The sequence below is a fragment of the Streptomyces durocortorensis genome (assembly GCF_016901035.1).
Classification (GTDB): Bacteria; Actinomycetota; Actinomycetes; order Streptomycetales; family Streptomycetaceae; genus Streptomyces; species Streptomyces durocortorensis.
Genome location: NZ_JAFEUF010000138.1, coordinates 1 through 19,616, shown reverse-complemented (window position 1 = coordinate 19,616; position 19,616 = coordinate 1). Strand labels below are relative to the sequence as shown.

The window sequence follows — 19,616 nt, the reverse complement described above, 5'->3', positions numbered from 1 at the left end:
GGCCGCAGAGTCTGGTGGACGCCATGGAGAGCGCCGCCCGCTGATCCTGGTTTCGGCACTGTCCCGCAGAAATGCCCCCCCCCCCCCCGGGGGGGGGGGGGGGGGGGCGGACCCGCTGATGTGCGATTACTTGAAGGAGACCTCGGCGAAGTTCTCCTGCGTCAGCGGGGAGACCTTCGGCGGGTTGACGTTCTTCGCGAACGCGATGGCCGGGGGCGACGAGGAGATCGGCACGCCCGGGACGTACTCGGCGATGGCCTCGTTGGCCTTCTTGTAGGCCTCGGTGCGACCGGCCGGGTCGGTGATCTCGGACGCGGCGTTCACGGCCTCGAAGACCTTCTCGTCCTTGAAGCCCCACTGCTTGTCCGGTCCGGCGAACCAGGTGCCGATGAAGTTGTAGCCGTCGTTGAAGTCACCGGTCCAGCCGAGCATGTGCAGGGCGCAGGAGCCCGCCTCGGTGGCGTCCAGGTAGTCCGGGGCCCACTTCATGGCCTTCGGCTTGATGGTGATGCCGGCCTTCTCCAGGTCGGCCTTCATCAGCTCGAACATGTCCTGCGGGGCAGGCATGTACGGGCGGGTGACCTCGGTCGGGTAGCAGAAGTCGATGCTCAGCTTCTCCTCACCGGCCTGCTTGAGGAGGTCCTTCGCCTTGGCGGTGTCGAAGGGGTACGTCTTCACCTTGTCCGAGAAGCCGGCGACCGTGTCGGGCATGAACTGGGTCGCGACCTTGCCGCCCTCGGGCAGCTGGGTGTTGACGAGGTTCTCGCGGTCGATGGCGTGCGTGATCGCCTGACGGACCTCGGGCTTCTTCAGCGCCGGGTTCGCCGACTGGCTCATGCCGACGTAGAAGATGTTGAAGACGTCACGGGTCGGGACCTCGTAACCCTCCTTCTCCAGCGTCGTCACATCGGCGGGCGCGACCAGGTCGTAACCGTCGATGTCACCCGCCTGGAGCGCCTGGCGGCGGGTCTCCTCGGTGGAGATGGTGCGGAAGACCAGGTTCTTCACCTTGGCCTTGGCGCCCCAGTAGTCGTCGAAGCGCGTCAAGGAGACTTCCTTGTTGCCCTTGTTCCACTTGGTGATCTTGTACGGGCCGGTGCCGGCGACCGTTCCGGCCTCCTGGCTGTACTTCGGGTACGTGATCGCGTCGCCCTTGGCGCTCGCGTCCTGCTTCGCGTACTCCTTGAGGGCCTTCGGCGAGTGGATCGCCAGGGCCTGGAGCGAGAAGCCGCCCGGGAGGTTCGCGGAGGGCTCGTTGACCTCGATGACAGCCGTGTTGTCGTCCTTGGCGGTGCAGGACTTGTAGTTCGGCTTGGGCGTCTCGGGGTCCTCGTTCTTCGCGAACCCGCCCATGATGGTCTGCCAGTAGTAGGAGACCGCGCTGGACTGGTACGTGCCCTTCCAGTTGAACCAGTAGTCGTAGTTCGCGCAGACCGCGGCGGCGTCGAACGCCTCGCCGTCGTGGAACTTGACGTTCTGGCGGAGGTTGAACGTCCAGACCTTGCCGGCCTCGTCGCTCGACCACTTCTCGGCGAGACCGCCGACGAGCTTGCTGCCGCCGGGCTCGTGCTCCAGGAGCGCCTCGAAGGCCTGACGGGTGACGCGGAACGTCTCGCCGTCGCTCGCGAGGGCCGGGTCGAGGGAACCGGGGTCACCGGCTCCGGCGAAGACGAAGGTGTCCTTGTCGCCCCCCTTGGCGTCACCCCCGTCCCGCTCGCTGGAACAGCCCGTGGCGATCAGACCGACAGCGACCGCTGTCGTGATCGCCCGGACAGCCCGGGACTTGAATATGCGCATGGGTCCACCCCTGGTTCGCCATGTGGTGAGGTTTGATGGCCGCACACTACAGACGGTGCCTGCCGCAAGAGAACAGTCCGGATAGCGGTGAGACCTAGTCGAGACCCGGACAGTTAACAAACCGCCCAGTTCCGGGACATCCTCCCGGGGGAAGTTAACAAGCCGGACATCGAGGGGTGTTCGACGGAGGGTGACCGAGGGCGGAGCCCTTCCCCGCGACGGGGGTTCGTCGGACCCTCGGGGCTCTTCGGCTCAGCGAGGAAGCGGCGGGTAGCCGTAACCCGGCGCGGCGGCCGGAGGCGGGCCCGCCGGGGCGTGGGCCTCGCGGTCGTAGAACGGGCGGGTGTTGGCGCGCAGCCACATGCCGACCGGGTCGTACTCGTCGGACAGGGCGACGGTGGAGACGGGCAGTCCTTCGGGAACCGCGCCGACCGACTGCCGCATCATCTCGCGCACCGACTCGACGGCGGCGCGGCCGGTGTCGTAGAGGTCGAGGCCGATCGCGAGATATGGGACGCCGACCGCGGGGTGCACCCAGGCGCGGCGCAGCGAGCGGATCGCGGGGGTGCGGTGGGCGTTCTGGGTGAGCAGGGCGTAGAACTGCGGGAGCTCGATGGCGGGTTCGGTCAGCCGGAGCGGTCCGGCGGGCAGCCGGTCCAGGCCGGTGGCGATGCGGCGCAGGTCGAGCCAGGGGATGCCGACGCCGCCGCCGGGGGCGTGCGGATTGAGCCAGATGCCCCAGCGGTCGGGGAACAGGGCGCGGGCGATGTCGCGTCCGGTGACCAGCTCGTGGGCCCGGTTCCAGCCGCTGGCGGAAAGCTCCTGGGCGGAGGTGACGCAGGGGGCGTAGCCCAGGCCGTCGATCTCCATGTTCCCGTACTGGGCGTCCGGTGAGCCGGCCGTGCCGTGCCAGAGCAGCATCCAGATCCGGCCCTCGGCGACCGCGGAGAGCAGCGCCTCGTAGGCGTCGTAACGCCCGGGGGTCACCTGGCGCAGCAGGTGCTCGACCTTGCCGGCCGCCGCAGTGCCTGACGCACTCACCCTGGGTTCCGCCCCTCGTCGATCCGTCGCATTCACGCCATCGCTCCCGGGCACACGGGAGCGACCACGCCATCAAACCAGCTTATGCGCCACTTCTGACACCGACTTGACGCCATGGTCCGGCGGCGCCCGGTCCCGCTGCCGTCCGCGGCCCTCGCATCGCGGCTCAGTGGCCTTCGCGCCGGTAGAACGGGCGTACTTTCTCCCGCATCCAGTCGCCGACGAGGTCCTGGGCCACATCCAGCAGGATGAGGTTGACCGGCCAGGGCACCTGGATCCGGCCGAGCGCCCGGCCGATGGCGTCCATGGGGGCGCTCTGCCCGGCTCCGTCCCAGGTGGCGAATTCGACGCCGACGAAGAGGGTCGGGTCGCCGCCCTCGATGCTGGCCAGGGCCCGGCGGGCGGTGCTCACCACCCCGGTGGCCTCGAACTCCTCGGAGACGGCGGTGAGGAAGTCGACGGGGTCGTGCTGCCAGTCCGGCTCGAACAGCCGGACCCGGCCTCCGGTGGCGGGCCCGTCCAGGGCGGTGCGGCCGGCCCGGCACAGCTCGGCGACGGCGGGCGGCGGCAGCGGTATGCCGACCGCGCCGCCGGGGTTCACGGCGATGCCGACCTGCGGGGGCAGGCCCCGGGCGAAGTCGCGGGCGGGCGCGACGGCGAACGACATATGGCTGCCGACACAGCTGAGGAACTGGGCCTCGGAACTGAAGACGGGGACGAAGGCCGCGCCGTCGATCTCCATCATCGGCAGGTCGAGGTCCGCGCTCGCGGGGGTGCCGCCGTTCGGCAGGGGCACCCAGACCGAGCTGCGGCCGAGCACCTCGACGAGGCGGCCGCCCGCGTCCGGGACGCCGAGCGAGGCCGTCAGCACCTCTTCGAGCTCGTTGGCGGGCCACCCCTGCTGGGGGTGCGCCGGTGCGGGTGCCGGAATGTCCACTGCCTCTGTGCCCTCTCTCCACCGCCCGGGCCGCGCCGCGGCGGCCCTCTGGTCCGGCCTGCACCTTAGCGGTCAGCGGGTGGTGGAAGCCCCGTCGTCCGTGAAGGAGATCCGGCCGAGCGCCCCCGCGGCCTCGCGGTCGAGCAGCACCGCGGAGGTGCAGCCGGCGGGCAGCAGGCCCTGCTCGGTGTCGCGGATCAGCCGGGCCACCGCGTGCCGGTGGCGGGCGAAGGCGTAGCCGGAGACGCCGCGGCCGCGCTCGCGCTGCCCCTGCCGCGCCACCTCGGGCGTCACGTCGAGCAGGATCAGATGGAGGGTCCGGCCCCGGCTCACGGCGTGCCGGGCGAGCCGGCGGCGTACCCAGGTCTGGGTGCCGCAGTCGTGCACGACGACGGACTCACCGGAGCGCAGGGCGTTCCAGAGGCCGAGGTAGTGCGCGGCGCGGACCAGGGGGCGGTAGAGGGCGTAGGGCAGTAACCGGGGCAGGGCGGCGGCCCAGCTGTCGCGGGTGTTCTGGGAGTCGATGGCACGGGCGCGCACGGTCCTCCGGATGAGGGTCGACTTGCCGCTGCCGGGGAGACCGGAGACCACGACGATGTCGCCGGCGGTGAAATCGAGGCTGTGCGGGCCGTGACCCGCGCGCCCGCGCAGGTCCCGTACCACCGGCGCGGGGGTCTCCAGCAGTTCCCGCACGGGTGCGCCGGGCTGTGCGGGCATCGCGCCGTGCGCGACCCCCGCGGCCGGTACCGACCGCTGCACCGTCATCGCCCATCCCCCTGCTGTCGGGTCTCCCACGCCTGCCCCTGAAGTGTAAAGAAAAGGCAATACGGCACAACCGACCTCGGGCCTGTCGTCGATGTCTTCACCTGCGTGGAGACCTGACCCCCCACTCTCCCCCAATGCGTGCGATGATGACCCCGCCAACTGCATACCGGCCGTTCGAATCCGCGCGGGAGAGTTCCGGCCACAGTGTGAGCCGGGCGCCGAAGGAGCAAGATCCTCCCTTGAATCTCTCAGGCCCCGTACCGCGTGGATGAGGCAGATCTGAAAAGCGAGTCGCCCCGCGACTCCACCCAAGGTGCAAGCCGAGCCCCCTGAACCGGGGCGCCCTCAGGGGCATACCCCGCCAGGGGCTATCGGCGAACCTCTCAGGTTCCGATGACAGATGGGGAGGATTTTCCGTCCTGACGTCGTCATGCCCTGGAGCCGTATCCATGAGCACTGCCCCCCGTCTCACCGCCCTCGACGCGCTGCACCGCTCGCTCGGCGCCACCATGACCGACTTCGCGGGCTGGGACATGCCCCTGCGGTACGCGAGCGAGCGCGACGAGCACAACGCCGTACGCACCAGGGCCGGGCTCTTCGACCTCTCCCACATGGGCGAGATCACCGTCACCGGGCCGGAGGCCGCCGCCTTCCTGAGCTACGCGCTGGTGGGCAACATCGCCACCGTCGGCAACGGCCGGGCCCGCTACACGATGATCGTCCAGGAGGACGGCGGGATCGTCGACGACCTGATCGTCTACCGCCTCGGCGAGACCGAGTACATGGTCGTCGCCAACGCGGGGAACGCGCAGATCGTGCTGGACGCGCTGACCGCCCGCGTCGAGGGCTTCGACGCCGAGGTACGCGACGACCGGGACGCCTACGCGCTGCTCGCGGTCCAGGGCCCCGAGTCGCCCGCGATCATGAAGGCCGTCACCGACGCCGACCTGGACGGGCTGAAGTACTACGCGGGCCTGCCGGGCACGGTCGCCGGGGTTCCGGCGCTCATCGCCCGTACCGGCTACACCGGCGAGGACGGCTTCGAGCTGTTCGTCGCGCCCGGGCACGCCGAGCAGCTGTGGCGCGCGCTGACGGACGCCGGTGCGGCACACGGCCTGATCCCGTGCGGGCTCTCCTGCCGGGACACGCTGCGCCTGGAGGCGGGCATGCCGCTGTACGGGCACGAGCTGACGACCGCGCTCACCCCGTTCGACGCGGGTCTGGGCCGGGTCGTGAAGTTCGAGAAGGAGGGCGACTTCGTCGGCCGCGAGGCGCTGAAGGCCGCCGCCGAGCGCGCCGAGACCGCCCCGCCGCGCAAGCTGGTCGGCCTGGTCGCCGAGGGCCGCCGGGTTCCGCGCGCCGGTTTCCCGGTCGTCGCGGACGGCAAGGTGATCGGTGAGGTCACCTCCGGCGCCCCGTCCCCCACCCTGGGCAAGCCGATCGCCATGGCGTACGTGGACGCGGCCTTCGCCGCCCCGGGCACCGAGGGCGTGGGCGTGGACATCCGGGGCACGCACGAGCCGTACGAGGTCGTCGCGCTGCCGTTCTACAAGCGCCAGAAGTGATACTCCGGGACAACCCGGACCCGCATATCAGCGTGCGGGCGTCACAGAGGTGACGTACCTCCGTCTCACACCGTAAGACCACCGTTCATCAGCACTCCCCCGCGTACAGGAGAATTCAGGTCATGAGCAACCCCCAGCAGCTGCGGTACAGCAAGGAGCACGAGTGGCTGTCGGCCCTCGAGGACGGCGTGGCCACCATCGGCATCACCGAGTACGCGGCCAACGCGCTCGGTGACGTCGTCTACGCCCAGCTCCCGGAGGTCGGTGACACGGTGACCGCGGGCGAGACCTGCGGCGAACTGGAGTCAACCAAGTCCGTCAGCGATCTGTACTCGCCGGTGACCGGTGAGGTGACGGCGGCCAACCAGGACGTCGTGGACGACCCCTCGCTGGTGAACTCCGCTCCCTTCGAGGGCGGCTGGCTGTTCAAGGTGCGCGTCGCGGAGGAGCCGGCCGATCTGCTCTCCGCCGACGAGTACACCGCGTTCTCCGGCAACTGAGACCCAAGGGATCCCCTGATGTCGCTTCTGAACTCCTCCCTCCACGAGCTGGACCCGGACGTCGCCGCCGCCGTCGACGCCGAGCTCCACCGTCAGCAGTCCACCCTCGAAATGATCGCCTCGGAGAACTTCGCTCCGGTCGCAGTCATGGAGGCGCAGGGCTCCGTCCTCACCAACAAGTACGCCGAGGGCTACCCCGGCCGCCGCTACTACGGCGGCTGTGAGCACGTCGACGTCGTCGAGCAGATCGCGATCGACCGGATCAAGGCCCTGTTCGGGGCCGAGGCCGCGAACGTTCAGCCGCACTCCGGTGCGCAGGCGAACGCCGCCGCGATGTTCGCGCTGCTGAAGCCGGGCGACACGATCATGGGCCTGAACCTGGCCCACGGCGGTCACCTGACTCACGGCATGAAGATCAACTTCTCCGGCAAGCTCTACAACGTGGTCCCGTACCACGTCGACGAGAGCGGTGTCGTGGACATGGAGGAGGTCGAGCGCCTCGCCAAGGAGTCCCAGCCAAAGCTGATCGTGGCCGGCTGGTCCGCCTACCCGCGCCAGCTCGACTTCGCCGCCTTCCGCCGGATCGCGGACGAGGTCGGCGCGTACCTGATGGTCGACATGGCGCACTTCGCGGGCCTGGTCGCGGCCGGTCTGCACCCCAACCCGGTGCCGCACGCCCATGTCGTCACCACCACCACGCACAAGACCCTCGGCGGTCCGCGCGGTGGCGTGATCCTCTCCACCCAGGAGCTGGCCAAGAAGATCAACTCGGCGGTCTTCCCGGGTCAGCAGGGCGGCCCGCTGGAGCACGTGATCGCGGCCAAGGCGGTCTCGTTCAAGATCGCGGCGGGCGAGGAGTTCAAGGAGCGCCAGCAGCGCACCCTGGACGGCGCGCGGATCCTGGCCGAGCGCCTGGTCCAGCCGGACGTCACCGAGGTGGGCGTCTCCGTCCTCTCCGGCGGCACCGACGTGCACCTGGTCCTGGTCGACCTGCGCAACTCCGAGCTGGACGGCCAGCAGGCCGAGGACCGGCTCCACGAGCTGGGCATCACGGTCAACCGGAACGCCATCCCGAACGACCCGCGTCCCCCGATGGTCACCTCGGGCCTGCGGATCGGCACCCCGGCGCTGGCCACCCGCGGCTTCGGCACCGAGGACTTCGCGGAGGTCGCGGAGATCATCGCGGCCGCCCTCAAGCCGTCGTACGACGCGGACGACCTCAAGGCCCGCGTCGCCGCGCTGGCCGAGAAGTTCCCGCTGTACCCCGGCCTGAAGTAGCACCTGGCCTGCGGTTCCGCGCATCCGGACGGGGCACCGCGCACACTGGAGAAAAGTGAGCGCGGTGCCCCGTTCCTTGCCCCCGACCGTCCTTCTCATCCCGCTTGCCCCGCTTGTCCCGCACCACCCAGGCAGACAACGGCGTCTTCCCACCCCCCAAGGAGTCCTCCCGTGGCCATCTCGGTCTTCGACCTCTTCTCGGTCGGTATCGGCCCCTCCAGCTCCCACACGGTGGGACCGATGCGCGCCGCCCGGATGTTCGCGCGCCGCCTGAAGAACGAGGGCCTGCTCGCGCACACCGCCTCGATACGGGCCGAGCTGTACGGCTCCCTCGGCGCGACCGGCCACGGGCACGGGACGCCCAAGGCGGTCCTGCTCGGCCTGGAGGGCGAGTCGCCGCAGACGGTGGACGTGGAGAACGCCGACGCCCACGTGGAGGAGATCCGCTCCACCGGCCGGATCAACCTGCTGGGCATGCACGAGATCCCGTTCGCCTTCGACGACGACCTGGTCCTGCACCGCCGCAAGGCGCTCCCGTACCACGCCAACGGCATGACGGTCTTCGCGTACGACACCGAGGGCGCCACGGTCCTGGAGAAGACGTACTACTCGGTCGGCGGCGGCTTCGTCGTCGACGAGGACGCGGTGGCCGGGGAGAACCCGATCGTCCCGGACGACACGGTCCTCAAACACCCCTTCCGCACCGGCGACGAACTGCTGCGGCTCTCCCGCGAGACCGGCCTGTCGATCTCCTCGATGATGCTGGAGAACGAGCTGGCCTGGCGCACCGAGGCGGAGATCCGTTCCGGGCTGCTGGACATCTGGCGCGTCATGCAGGCCTGCGTCTCGCGCGGCATGTCCCGCGAGGGCATCCTCCCCGGCGGCCTCAAGGTCCGCCGCCGCGCCGCGAACACGGCCCGCCAGCTCCGCGCCGAGGGCGACCCGCAGGCCCACGCGATGGAGTGGATCACCCTCTACGCGATGGCGGTCAACGAGGAGAACGCGGCGGGCGGCCGCGTCGTCACCGCCCCCACGAACGGCGCGGCGGGCATCATCCCGGCCGTCCTGCACTACTACATGAACTTCGCGTCCCACGGCTGCACCGAGGCGGAGAAGGAGGACAGCGTCGTCCGCTTCCTCCTCGCGGCGGGCGCGATCGGCCTGCTCTTCAAGGAGAACGCCTCGATCTCCGGCGCCGAGGTCGGCTGCCAGGGCGAGGTCGGCTCGGCCTGCTCGATGGCGGCCGGCGCCCTGGCCGAGGTCCTCGGCGGCTCCCCGGAGCAGGTGGAGAACGCCGCCGAGATCGGCATGGAGCACAACCTGGGCCTGACCTGCGACCCGGTCGGCGGCCTCGTCCAGATCCCCTGCATCGAGCGCAACGGCATGGCGGCGGTCAAGGCTGTCACGGCGGCCCGGATGGCGCTGCGGGGCGACGGCAGCCACAAGGTCTCCCTCGACAAGGTCATCAAGACCATGAAGGAGACCGGGGCCGACATGAGCGTGAAGTACAAGGAGACGGCCCGGGGCGGGCTCGCGGTGAACATCATCGAGTGCTAGGCGGACGACGGGTGCTGACCAGGGCGTTCCCGGAGTCCCTGGCCGGCGGCGTCGAGTCCCTCACGGAGCCTCGACGCGGGAGGCCCCCTGAAGAAGGAACCCGGTGAACCCTCCCACGGCGAGAACGCCCAGCGGGTGGACGAGATCGTGGCGTCGCTGCGGCTCGACCTCGTGGACGAGAACGGCGACGACATCGTCTGAGGATCGCCGGGGCAGCACGGTCACCGCATCCGCCGAGCCCTCCCGACCGGCCCGCGCCGCCCCGGGCCCGGCTCCATCAGTCCTGGGTGCGGTCCCTGAGCGCGGTGTTCAGCTCCAGGACGTTCACCCGGGGCTCGCCCATGAAGCCGAGCAGGCGGCCGGTGGTGTGGTCGGCGACCAGGTCCTCGACCTCCTTGACGTCGAGGCCGTTCCGCTCGGCGACCCGGTGGACCTGGAGCTTCGCGTACGCGGGTGAGATGTCCGGGTCCAGGCCGGAGCCGGAGGACGTGACGGCGTCGGGCGGGATGTCGTCGTGGTCCACCTTGTACGTGGCGGTGGAGTTGTCCTTCACCACGGCCGCCTCGGCGTCCTTCACCCACTGGATCAGCTCCTCGTTGTCGCCGGAGCGGTTGGTGGCGCCGGAGAGGATCAGGGAGTACTGGGTGTTGGCGCTGTTGCTGCCGAGGCCGTTGGAGGGGCGCGGCTGGAACCACTTCAGGTCCGGGGCGGGTGACTCATCGCCGTCCTTCAGCGGAAGGTCGTACCGCTGGCCGATGAGGGAGGAGCCGACCACCTGGCCGCTTGCGTCCTTGAGTTCGGAGCCGTTGGCCTTGTCGTTGAACAGGGCCTGGGCGACGCCGGTGACGGCGAGCGGGTAGACGACCCCGCAGACGAGGGTCAGGACGAGCAGGGCGCGGAGTCCGGCTCCGAGCACGCGCGCGGTGCTGCTGACGGTGTTGTTGGTCATGGCGGATCAGCCGATTCCGGGGAGGGAGGAGAGGAGCAGGTCGATGAGCTTGATGCCGATGAACGGGGCGACGATGCCGCCGAGTCCGTACAGGCCGAGGTTGCGGCGCAGCATCCTGTCGGCGCTCGCGGGCCGGTAGCGGACGCCCTTGAGGGCGAGCGGCACCAGCGCGACGATGATCAACGCGTTGAAGATGACGGCGGACAGGATCGCGGACTCGGGCGAGGCGAGCCCCATGATGTTGAGCTTGTCCAGCGACGGGTAGGCCACGGCGAACATGGCGGGGATGATCGCGAAATACTTCGCGACGTCGTTGGCGATGGAGAAGGTGGTCAACGCCCCCCGGGTGATGAGGAGTTGCTTGCCGATCTCGACGATCTCGATGAGTTTGGTGGGGTTGGAGTCGAGGTCGACCATGTTCCCGGCCTCCTTGGCGGCCGAGGTGCCGGTGTTCATCGCGACGCCGACGTCTGCCTGGGCCAGGGCAGGGGCGTCGTTGGTGCCGTCGCCGGTCATCGCGACGAGCTTGCCGCCGGCCTGTTCCCGCTTGATGAGGGCCATCTTGTCCTCGGGCGTCGCCTCGGCCAGGAAGTCGTCGACCCCGGCCTCCTCGGCGATCGCCTTCGCGGTCAGCGGGTTGTCACCCGTGATCATGACCGTCTTGATCCCCATGCGGCGCAGCTCGTCGAACCGCTCCCGCATGCCCTCCTTCACCACATCCTTCAGATGGATCACCCCGAGAACCCTCGGACCACGAGCGTCTTCCACAGCCACCAGCAGCGGCGTACCACCAGCCTGGGAAATCCGGTCCGTGAGCGCCTGCGCGTCCTTGGAGACACTCCCTCCCCGCTCCTTCACCCACGCCACGACGGAACCGGTGGCGCCCTTGCGGACCTTCCGCCCGTCGAGGTCGACGCCCGACATCCGGGTCTGCGCGGTGAACGCGACCCATTCGGCTCCGGTCAGCTCGCCCTGGTCCCGCTCCCGCAGCCCGTACTTCTCCTTGGCCAGCACGACGATCGACCGGCCTTCCGGGGTCTCGTCGGCGAGCGAGGAGAGCTGGGCGGCGTCGGCGAGTTCGGCTTCCTTCACGCCCTTGACCGCCAGGAATTCGGCGGCCTGCCGGTTGCCCAGGGTGATGGTGCCGGTCTTGTCGAGGAGCAGCGTGGAGACATCGCCCGCGGCTTCGACTGCGCGCCCGGACATGGCCAGGACGTTGCGCTGGACGAGGCGGTCCATACCGGCGATCCCGATCGCGGACAGCAGGGCCCCGATGGTGGTGGGGATCAGGCAGACGAGCAGCGCCGCGAGCACGATCAGCGAGGTCTGGTCGTCGGCGCCCGCGTAGATCGCGAACGGCTTCAGGGTGACCACGGCGAGCAGGAAGACGATGGTGAGGGACGCCAGCAGGATGTTCAGGGCGATCTCGTTGGGCGTCTTCTGCCGGGAGGCGCCCTCGACCAGGTTGATCATCCGGTCGATGAAGGTCTCGCCCGGCTTGGTGGTGATCCTGATGACGACGCGGTCGGACAGCACCTTCGTACCGCCGGTGACGGCCGAGCGGTCGCCGCCGGACTCGCGGATGACCGGGGCGGACTCGCCGGTGATCGCGGATTCGTCGACGGAGGCGACGCCCTCGACCACGTCTCCGTCGCCGGGGATGACGTCTCCGGCCTCGCAGACCACATGGTCCCCGATGCGCAGATCCGTCCCGGCGACCCGTTCCTCGTTCGGACCGATGACGCGGCGGGCGACGGTGCCGGTCTTGGCCTGGCGCAGGGTGTCGGCCTGGGCCTTGCCCCGGCCCTCGGCGACCGCCTCGGCGAGGTTGGCGAAGACCGTGGTCAGCCAGAGCCAGGCGGTGATCGCCCAGCCGAACCAGTCGGTCGGGTCCGTGATCGCGAGCGCGGTGGTGACCACCGAGCCGACCAGGACGACGAACATCACGGGCGACTTGATCATCACGCGGGGGTCGAGCTTGCGCAGTGCGTCCGGGAACGACTTCAGCAGCTGCTGCGGGTCGAAGAGTCCGCTGCCGACACGGTTGGCGGTCCCGTGGCCGCCGGCCGGCGGGATGTCTCCGTGCGGAGCGCGAGTAGGGGTGACGGTGCTCATGAGGCGAGCCCTTCGGCAAGCGGACCCAGCGCCAGGGCCGGGAAGTAGGTGAGTCCGGTGATGATGAGGATCGTGCCGACGAGCAGCCCCGCGTAGAGGGGCTTGTCGGTGCGCAGCGTGCCCGCGGTCTCGGGCACCGGCTTCTGCTCGGCGAGCGAACCGGCCAGGGCCAGGACGAACACCATCGGCAGGAACCGGCCGAGCAGCATCGCGATGCCGATGGTCGAGTTGAACCACTGGGTGTCGGCGTTGAGTCCGGCGAAGGCGGAGCCGTTGTTGTTGGCGCCGGAGGTATAGGCGTACAGGATCTCGGAGAAGCCGTGTGCGCCGGAGTTCGTCATCGAGTCGGAGGGGGTCGGCAGGGCCATCGCGACCGCGGTGAAGCCGAGCACCAGCGCCGGGGTGACGAGGATGTAGCAGGCGGCGAACTTGATCTGGCGGGTGCCGATCTTCTTGCCGAGGTACTCCGGGGTGCGGCCGACCATCAGACCGGCGATGAACACGGCGATGATGGCCATGATCAGCATGCCGTAGAGGCCGGAGCCGACACCGCCGGGCGCGATCTCGCCGAGCTGCATGCCGAGCATCGTGATGCCGCCGCCGAAGCCGGTGTACGAGGAGTGGAAGGAGTTCACCGCACCCGTGGACGTCAGCGTCGTACTCACCGCGAACAATGAGGATCCGGCGATCCCGAAGCGGGTCTCCTTGCCCTCCATCGCGCCGCCCGCGATCTCGAACGCCGGGCCCCGGTGGGCGAACTCCGTCCACATCATCAGCGCGACGAACCCGATCCAGATAACGGCCATCGTGCCGAGGATCGCGTACCCCTGCTTCAGCGAACCGACCATCCGGCCGAAGGTCCGCGTCAGCGCGAACGGGATCAGCAGGATGAGGAAGATCTCGAAGAGGTTGGAGAGGGGGTTCGGGTTCTCGAAGGGGTGGGCGGAGTTGGCGTTGAAGTAGCCGCCGCCGTTGGTGCCCAGTTCCTTGATGGCCTCCTGGGAGGCGACCGCGCCGCCGTTCCACTCCTGTGTGCCGCCCGTGAACTGTCCGACCTGGTGGATGCCGGAGAAGTTCTGGATCACCCCGCAGGCGACCAGCACGATGGCGCCGATCACCGAGATGGGGATCAGGATGCGGACGGTGCCACGTACCAGGTCGGCCCAGAAGTTGCCCAGTTCACCGGTACGGGAGCGGGCGAAGCCCCGTACGAGCGCCACCGCGACGGCCATGCCGACGGCGGCGGACAGGAAGTTCTGCACCGCGAGGCCGCCGGTCTGCACGACGTGGCCCATGGCCTGTTCGCCGTAGTAGGACTGCCAGTTGGTGTTGGCGACGAAGGAAGCGGCGGTGTTGAACGCCTGGTCCGGGTCGATCGAGGAGAAACCGAGCGAGCCGGGCAGCGAGCCCTGCACCCGTTGCATCAGATACAGGAAGAGGACGCTCACCGCCGAGAAGGCGAGCACGCCGCGCAGATAGGCGGGCCAGCGCATTTCGGCGGCCGGATTGGCGCCGATGACCTTGTATATCCACTTCTCCGGTGCGTAGTGCTTCTCGGAGGAATAGACCTTGGCCATGTAGTCGCCCAGCGGACGGTAGGCCAGGGCAAGGGCGGCGATCAGAGCTATGAGCTGGAGCAGACCAGCGAGCTGGGGACTCATATCAGCACTCAGAACCTCTCCGGGTAAAGGAGAGCCAGTACGAGATACCCCAGCAGGGAAACGGCCACGATGAGGCCGACGATGTTCTCGACGGTCACAGCTTGGTCACCCCCCGGGCGATGAGAGCCACCAGTGCGAATACCGCGACCGTGGTGACGACGAAGGCCATATCGGCCATCGCGAGCTCCTGATTGACGTGAGGAAGGAAATCGGCCGAACGGCCGATATGAGCAAACCTCGACTTCGGCCCGGGGATAAGCCACCTTGACGGTCTCCATACGAATTACGGGAAACCCTTGACGCCCGTCTGACGCGGCATACCGGCAGGCACTCACGAAGCGTTTCCCTCGCGCCACGGAGAGGGAGGGCGTGAACCGTTCCGGACAGCCCTCAGGCGCCGATGTCGCGCCGCCGGAAGTCCTCCTGCGTCTCGCGCCGGATCAGCAGACGTGCCGTGCCGTCGTGCACGGCGACGACCGGCGGGCGGCCCACGAGGTTGTAGGCGGAGGCCATGGACACCTGGTAGGCACCCGCCACCGGCACCGCGAGGACGTCACCGGGACGTACGTCACCCGGCAGGAGGACATCGCTCGCAAGGACGTCGCCGGCCTCGCAGTGCCGTCCCACCACCGTGGCCGTGACCGGTTCGGCGACGGCCGGACGGCCGATCAGGCGCGGCGCGTAGCGGGCCCCGTACAGGGCGGGCCGGGGGTTGTCGCTCATTCCGCCGTCGACGGCGACGAACAGCGTCGGGCCGGTGTGCTTGACGGCGAGGACCCGGTACAGCGCCACTCCGGCCGGGGCCGCGATCGCCCTCCCGGGCTCGACGGCCAGTCTCGGCGCGGGCAGGCCCGCGGCGGCGCAGCTCGCGGAGAGCTCCGCGTCGAGGCGGCGTGCGAGGGCGGTCAGGTCGAGCGCGGGTTCCCCCGGCCGGTAGGCGATCCCGTGCCCACCGCCCAGGTCGAGTTCGGGGAAGGTCACGCCATGGCTCTCCCTGACGCGGGCCATCAGTCCGACCATGCGCCGTACGGCAACCAGATACGGCTTGACGTCGGTGATCTGGGAGCCGATGTGGCAGTGCAGCCCCGTCAGTTCGAGTTGATGCTGACCGAGCACCCGGGCGATGGCGTGCCGGGCCGATCCGTCGGTGAGGGACAGGCCGAACTTCTGGCCGTCCGTACCGGTACGGATCTTCTCGTGACCGCCGGCCGAGATCCCGGGCACCACCCGCACCATGACCTTCTGCCGCCCGGCGGGGCCCACCAGCGCGGCGATCCGAGCGATCTCCGACGGACTGTCGACGACGATCCGCCCGACGCCGAGCCGCAGCGCCGTCTCGATGTCACGCGGCGTCTTCGCGTTGCCGTGGAGCACCATCCGCTCGGGAGGGAATCCGGCCGTGACCGCGAGTTCGAGTTCACCGGCGGAGCAGACGTCCAGCCCGAGCCCCTCCTCGTCGATCCACCGCACCATCGCCCGGGACAGGAACGCCTTGGCCGCGTACACCACGTCGGCCTGGGGAAACGCCGCTCGGTACGTCCGGCACCGCGCGCGTATCTCCTCCTCGTCCAGGACGTAGGCGGGGGTGTCGAAGCGGTCGGCTATGTCGGCGAGCGAGACCCCGCCGACGCTCACGTGCCCCTGCGGAAGGCGGGCGGTGGAAGCCGGCCAGACGGACAGGTCGTCCAGAGGGGAGGGGAGTTCGGTGAGAAGGGGTGCGGACATGGTGGCGTCTCCTCGGGAGGCGGGGAACGGAGCGCGGTTCACAGCGCGCGAGCGGGCTCTTCGGCCGCGTGCACCGGCTTCGTGGTGACAGCGGGAGCCGAGAGGACCGGATCGACCACGAGTCGGCCGACCCCGAGGGGTGCCGTGAGCGCGCGCAGAGCCGGCTCCGCGAGCAGAATCGCGGGCTGGCCGGCGCCGAACGTCGCGGTCAGCAGATCTCTGCGGGTGAAGCCGACGGCGGTGCGCTCCCCCAGCGGCGTACGGAACACCCTCAGTGCGGGGCCCGCCGCTTCCGTCCGGACGGGCACGTACAGGAGCCCGGCCGGGGCCTGTTCATCAGGGTCGGCGTCGTCGTCGTACGAGAAGAGGCACATGGTTTTCCTCCGAGGTGATCGCGACCGGCCGCTGCCGGGCGCGTGACGTCGAAGCTATGCCCACCCCGGCACGCGCGGCCCTGCCGCCTGACGCAACTCTGACGGCCGCCGCCGCGTTCATACGGATCGCTGACACGCGGTGCCGCCCGGTCGCCGTTCAATGAAAGTCCGGAACAGAACGACGAAGGAGGCTGAGCCGTGCGGCAGCGAGTCGTGGTCGGCGTGAACGGTTCCCTGGGAAGCCTGGCTGCCCTGCACCGAGCCACCGCCGAGGCGCGAGAACGCGGACCTGCACGTCGTGCTGGCCTGGCAACTGCCCGGGGGCGGACTGGGCGGCCGGGAACCCGCTCGAAGCCGAACTCGCCGCCGTACGCGGCACCGCCTGGTCCCTGCCGCACATGCCGCACGTTCCGCCGCGCGAGGAGAGGCGATGAACGGCCCGTACAGGGCGGGCGGAGCAATTGATCGGGTATCCGTGGAACCGGCTCCCCGGATGTAACCGGAGCGCGCGGATGGCATAGCTTCGAGCCGCGGTGACCGGGCTTGCGGAAGGAACCCGCGCGCGTCGCCCTTCGAGGTCCCAGCCGGAGGGGCACTGCGCCCTGCGGGTCAGCAGTCGGCCGAGCGTGCTCCGCTGCGCGCCGTTCTCGCCGAGGGGCCTTCCGTACGCCCGGGCATCCGTATGTCTGTACGTACGCGGGCACGCGCGACTGCACGCGGGACGCGCACGGAACGTGACCATGGGCGACCGTCCGCGAAGAAGAGGTGCGGTCCGTCGCGGTCGCCGAGAATGTGCCCGGGAACGGGCTTCCGCGGGAAACGCGCGTCGCGCCGGGTGCGGCCGGCCCGGCGAGGCATCACTGTGGTGGGTCCGGGCGACGGAGAGCGAGGGTGACGTGATCGCGATGGGTGGTTCTGCTCTGCGGTCCCTCGCACGCGCTCTCGCCGACCGGGACGCCGAGCCGGTGCTGCTGTTCGTCGAAGGCTCCGCCGGGCTGGGCAAGAGCCATCTGCTGCGGGAACTGGCCGGCCTGCCCCGGACGCCGGAGGTGGCCCGCCTGTGGTGGCGGTGCGGCGTCGACGGCGGGCAGCCGGAGGAGGACGGGTTCTGGCGGGAGCCGACCCTGCTGCTGGTGGACGACGTCCACCGGGCGGGCGAGGACGAGCTGCTGCGGCTGCGCCGGGTGCTGGCGGGGCTGGAGCCGGGATCCGCGGCCGTCGTGACCTACCGTCCCGAGGAACTCCCGTTCCCTGGGCTGCCGTTGGGCGGTCCGGCCATGACGTATCCGTTCCGGCTGACGGTGCTCGGGGACCGGCTGGCGCCCTGGGACGAGGAGCGCGTCCGGCAGGCGGCCGCCGAGGTGCTGGGCGAGGGCGGCTGTACGGCCGAGGCCGTGGGGGCGCTGCACGAAGGGACCGGTGGAGTGCCCCGGGCGGTCGTCGACCTGCTGGCCCTGCTGCGGGAACAGCGGCCGGCCTTCACCGGCACGGCCGCCGAGGTGGCCGCCGCCGGGGCGCCGGCCCGGCCGGCGGAGCTGGTGCTGAGCCGTACGCACGCGTTGTCCTCGGCGCACCGGCCGCTGGTCTGGGCGGCCGCCGTCCTGGACGGGCCCGCCGCCCGTGACGAGCTGATCGCGGTGTCGGGGCTCGGGGCCGTACCGGGGAGCGACGCGCTGCTGCGGGCCCTGGAGAGCGCGGCGCTGGCCGAGCTGGGCGAGGGCCGCTACGGTTTCGCCGTCCCGCTGGTCGCGTCGACCGTACGCGCCACCGTGCCCGGTCCCGTACGGCAGGATCTGCACCGTCGTGCGGCGGCCGCGCTCAGCCGCAGACAGCCCGTGGCCTGGGCCGCCGTGGGCGAGCACCACCGGGCGGCGGGCGAGTACCGCAGGTGGCTGCGGGCGGTGGAGAAGGCGGCCGAGTCGGCGGCGGCGTCCGGCCGGCACCAGGAGGCGATCACTCTCCTGGAGCGGACGCTCGCCGCACCCGGCATCCCCCCGCAGGCCCGGGCCCGGTTGGCGCCGCTGCTGGCCCGCAACGCGGTGACCGGGCTGCGCTCGGACCAGACCGTGGAGGTGCTCGCGCAGATCGTGCAGGACGCGGCCCTGCCCCCGGCCGTACGCGGGGAGTTGCGGCTCGACCTGGGGCTGATGCTGTGCAACCAGATGGGCCGGTACACCGAGGGCTGGCGGGTGCTGGAGATCGCCGCCGCCGAGCTGCGCGAGGTGCGGTCCGTGCTGGCCGCCCGGGCGATGGCGGCGCTGGTCACCCCCTACTGGCCGGGCGCTTCCCTCGACGTCCACCGGGGCTGGCTGATCAAGGCCATGGCCGCCGCGGACGACAACGGGGACGAGGCGATGCGTACGGCGGTCCTCGCCAACCACGTCGGGCTGGCGATGAGTTGGGCCGACCCCGAAGCGTGGGACCTGGTGCGGCGGCTGCCCGTGAAGAGCACGGACCCCGCGTGCGCCCGGCAGGCGGCACGCGGTCTGTGCAACGCGGCGGACTCCGCGGTCTGGCTCGGCTTCTACGGGCGCGTGGACGGCCTGCTGACGGAGGGGCGCGAGCTGGCCACGCGGAGCGGTGCGCCGTACACGGAACACAGCGCGTCGGGGACGCGGCTGCTCCAGGAGTGGTGGACCGGCCAGTGGCTGGGACTGGCCGCCCGGTGCGAGGAGTTCATCGCCGACACCGCGGACATGCCGTTCCTCTCCTCCGACGCCTATGTCGTACGCGGCCTGCTCGCCGTCGCCCAGGGGGACTGGGCGGAGGCCAAGTCCTGGCTGTCCCAGCGGGGGACGTTCGGGACGGAGAACCTGCCGGTGCCCCTGGGAGCGACGGCCGCCGGCGCCGTGATCCGTCTGACGCTGGCCCGCCAGGAGGTGGCCGCCGCGGCGGAGCAGGCGCGTGCGGCCTGGGCGGTGGTGGCCGAGAAGGGGGTGTGGCCCTGGGCGGCGGAACTCGCGCCGTGGGCCGTGGAGGCGCTGGCGCGCGCGGGCGACACGGCCGCGGCGCACGCGATGGTCCGGGATTTCGCCCAGGGTCTCGGGGAGCGGGACGCGCCCGCCGCCAGGGCCGCGCTGGTCTGGAGCCGGGCCGTACTCGCCGAGAGCGAGGCGCTGGCCCAGGGGCGGCCGGGCGATCTGCCGGCGGCCGCGGAGTCGTACCGGAAGGCGGCGGCGGCCTATGCGGAACTCCCCCGCCCGTACAGCCAGGCGCTGACCACCGAGGGCGCCGGGCGCTGCGTGCTGGCGGCGGAGGCTGCGGAGGCCTCGGATGCCTCGGACCCTGCGGACGTCACGGACCCTGCGGACGCCACGGGAGGGGCCGGGGCGGGAGGAGCCAGTGCGCGAGG

At 70.6% G+C, this 19,616-nt stretch carries 16 protein-coding genes, 1 pseudogene and 1 riboswitch; of the genes and pseudogenes, 6 read left to right on the top strand and 11 right to left on the bottom strand.

Translation table 11 applies throughout. The features are described from left to right. Positions 1-126: 126 nt before the first annotated feature. The 4 genes from JS521_RS23235 to JS521_RS23220 all read right to left on the bottom strand — a co-directional run bounded on the left by JS521_RS23235 (position 127) and on the right by JS521_RS23220 (position 4,540). Positions 127-1,797: an ABC transporter substrate-binding protein gene (locus tag JS521_RS23235; protein ID WP_205084883.1), complete on the bottom strand. Its 1,671-nt coding sequence runs from the start codon at positions 1,795-1,797 to the stop codon at positions 127-129. A gap of 252 nt (positions 1,798-2,049) precedes the next feature. Next, a complete protein-coding gene (locus tag JS521_RS23230) occupies positions 2,050-2,838 on the bottom strand; it encodes an enhanced serine sensitivity protein SseB C-terminal domain-containing protein (RefSeq protein ID WP_205084882.1) in 789 nt (262 codons plus the stop codon). Positions 2,839-3,004: 166 nt separating this feature from the next. Beyond that, positions 3,005-3,775, bottom strand: a complete 771-nt coding sequence (locus JS521_RS23225; RefSeq protein ID WP_205084881.1) for an enhanced serine sensitivity protein SseB — start codon at positions 3,773-3,775, stop codon at positions 3,005-3,007. 72 nt (positions 3,776-3,847) lie between these two features. After that, positions 3,848-4,540 carry an AAA family ATPase gene (locus tag JS521_RS23220; protein ID WP_205084880.1) on the bottom strand — a complete coding sequence of 231 codons (693 nt, stop codon included), beginning with the start codon at positions 4,538-4,540 and terminating at the stop codon, positions 3,848-3,850. 175 nt (positions 4,541-4,715) lie between these two features. Further along, a riboswitch (glycine riboswitch) is annotated at positions 4,716-4,813 on the top strand. A gap of 176 nt (positions 4,814-4,989) precedes the next feature. On the opposite strand from JS521_RS23220, the gene gcvT reads away from it, so the two are divergent. The 4 genes from gcvT to JS521_RS23200 all read left to right on the top strand — a co-directional run bounded on the left by gcvT (position 4,990) and on the right by JS521_RS23200 (position 9,440). Next, entirely contained in the window at positions 4,990-6,105 is a 1,116-nt protein-coding gene (gcvT, locus tag JS521_RS23215; RefSeq protein WP_205084879.1) for a glycine cleavage system aminomethyltransferase GcvT, read from the top strand. A gap of 122 nt (positions 6,106-6,227) precedes the next feature. Further along, positions 6,228-6,605 carry a glycine cleavage system protein GcvH gene (gene gcvH, locus JS521_RS23210; RefSeq protein ID WP_010060008.1) on the top strand — a complete coding sequence of 126 codons (378 nt, stop codon included), beginning with the start codon at positions 6,228-6,230 and terminating at the stop codon, positions 6,603-6,605. A gap of 18 nt (positions 6,606-6,623) precedes the next feature. Next, positions 6,624-7,883 carry a serine hydroxymethyltransferase gene (gene glyA, locus JS521_RS23205; protein ID WP_205084878.1) on the top strand — a complete coding sequence of 420 codons (1,260 nt, stop codon included), beginning with the start codon at positions 6,624-6,626 and terminating at the stop codon, positions 7,881-7,883. A 171-nt stretch (positions 7,884-8,054) separates the two neighbouring features. Beyond that, entirely contained in the window at positions 8,055-9,440 is a 1,386-nt protein-coding gene (locus tag JS521_RS23200) for an L-serine ammonia-lyase (protein ID WP_205084877.1), read from the top strand. 60 nt (positions 9,441-9,500) lie between these two features. Here JS521_RS23200 and JS521_RS23195 read toward each other — a convergent pair whose 3' ends face one another. The 7 genes from JS521_RS23195 to JS521_RS23165 form a co-directional block, all read right to left on the bottom strand. Then, positions 9,501-9,665 (bottom strand): hypothetical protein, encoded by a 165-nt coding sequence (locus JS521_RS23195; protein ID WP_205084876.1) that lies wholly within the window; start codon positions 9,663-9,665, stop codon positions 9,501-9,503. A gap of 52 nt (positions 9,666-9,717) precedes the next feature. Then, positions 9,718-10,389: a potassium-transporting ATPase subunit C gene (locus JS521_RS23190; protein ID WP_205084875.1), complete on the bottom strand. Its 672-nt coding sequence runs from the start codon at positions 10,387-10,389 to the stop codon at positions 9,718-9,720. A 6-nt stretch (positions 10,390-10,395) separates the two neighbouring features. Then, positions 10,396-12,504: a potassium-transporting ATPase subunit KdpB gene (gene kdpB, locus JS521_RS23185; protein WP_205084874.1), complete on the bottom strand. Its 2,109-nt coding sequence runs from the start codon at positions 12,502-12,504 to the stop codon at positions 10,396-10,398. After that, positions 12,501-14,165, bottom strand: coding sequence for a potassium-transporting ATPase subunit KdpA (gene kdpA / locus JS521_RS23180; protein ID WP_205084873.1), 1,665 nt, complete (start codon positions 14,163-14,165; stop codon positions 12,501-12,503). The genes kdpB and kdpA overlap by 4 nt, the downstream gene beginning before the upstream one ends. Before the next feature lie 8 nt (positions 14,166-14,173). Next, positions 14,174-14,263 carry a K(+)-transporting ATPase subunit F gene (gene kdpF, locus JS521_RS37385; protein WP_205084872.1) on the bottom strand — a complete coding sequence of 30 codons (90 nt, stop codon included), beginning with the start codon at positions 14,261-14,263 and terminating at the stop codon, positions 14,174-14,176. Between the two features lie 292 nt (positions 14,264-14,555). Then, positions 14,556-15,890: a diaminopimelate decarboxylase gene (lysA, locus tag JS521_RS23170; protein ID WP_205084871.1), complete on the bottom strand. Its 1,335-nt coding sequence runs from the start codon at positions 15,888-15,890 to the stop codon at positions 14,556-14,558. 38 nt (positions 15,891-15,928) lie between these two features. Next, positions 15,929-16,264: an SAV_915 family protein gene (locus tag JS521_RS23165; protein WP_205084870.1), complete on the bottom strand. Its 336-nt coding sequence runs from the start codon at positions 16,262-16,264 to the stop codon at positions 15,929-15,931. 198 nt (positions 16,265-16,462) lie between these two features. Between JS521_RS23165 and JS521_RS36805 the strand changes: the two are divergent. Further along, a pseudogene (locus JS521_RS36805) lies at positions 16,463-16,608 on the top strand (putative universal stress family protein); the annotation flags it as partial. 561 nt (positions 16,609-17,169) lie between these two features. Continuing rightward, on the top strand, positions 17,170-19,616 hold a 2,447-nt coding region (locus JS521_RS23160), incomplete at its 3' end, for an ATP-binding protein (RefSeq protein ID WP_239487703.1).

Excerpts from the sequence above, each read along its gene's own strand:
- JS521_RS23235 (WP_205084883.1), bottom strand. The coding sequence starts at position 1,797 with ATGCGCATATTCAAGTCCCGGGCTGTCCGGGCGATCACGACAGCGGTC.
- JS521_RS23220 (WP_205084880.1), bottom strand. The coding sequence starts at position 4,540 with ATGACGGTGCAGCGGTCGGTACCGGCCGCGGGGGTCGCGCACGGCGCG.
- gcvT (WP_205084879.1), top strand. The coding sequence starts at position 4,990 with ATGAGCACTGCCCCCCGTCTCACCGCCCTCGACGCGCTGCACCGCTCG.
- gcvH (WP_010060008.1), top strand. The coding sequence starts at position 6,228 with ATGAGCAACCCCCAGCAGCTGCGGTACAGCAAGGAGCACGAGTGGCTG.
- glyA (WP_205084878.1), top strand. The coding sequence starts at position 6,624 with ATGTCGCTTCTGAACTCCTCCCTCCACGAGCTGGACCCGGACGTCGCC.
- JS521_RS23190 (WP_205084875.1), bottom strand. The coding sequence starts at position 10,389 with ATGACCAACAACACCGTCAGCAGCACCGCGCGCGTGCTCGGAGCCGGA.
- kdpB (WP_205084874.1), bottom strand. The coding sequence starts at position 12,504 with ATGAGCACCGTCACCCCTACTCGCGCTCCGCACGGAGACATCCCGCCG.
- kdpA (WP_205084873.1), bottom strand. The coding sequence starts at position 14,165 with ATGAGTCCCCAGCTCGCTGGTCTGCTCCAGCTCATAGCTCTGATCGCC.
- lysA (WP_205084871.1), bottom strand. The coding sequence starts at position 15,890 with ATGTCCGCACCCCTTCTCACCGAACTCCCCTCCCCTCTGGACGACCTG.
- JS521_RS23165 (WP_205084870.1), bottom strand. The coding sequence starts at position 16,264 with ATGTGCCTCTTCTCGTACGACGACGACGCCGACCCTGATGAACAGGCC.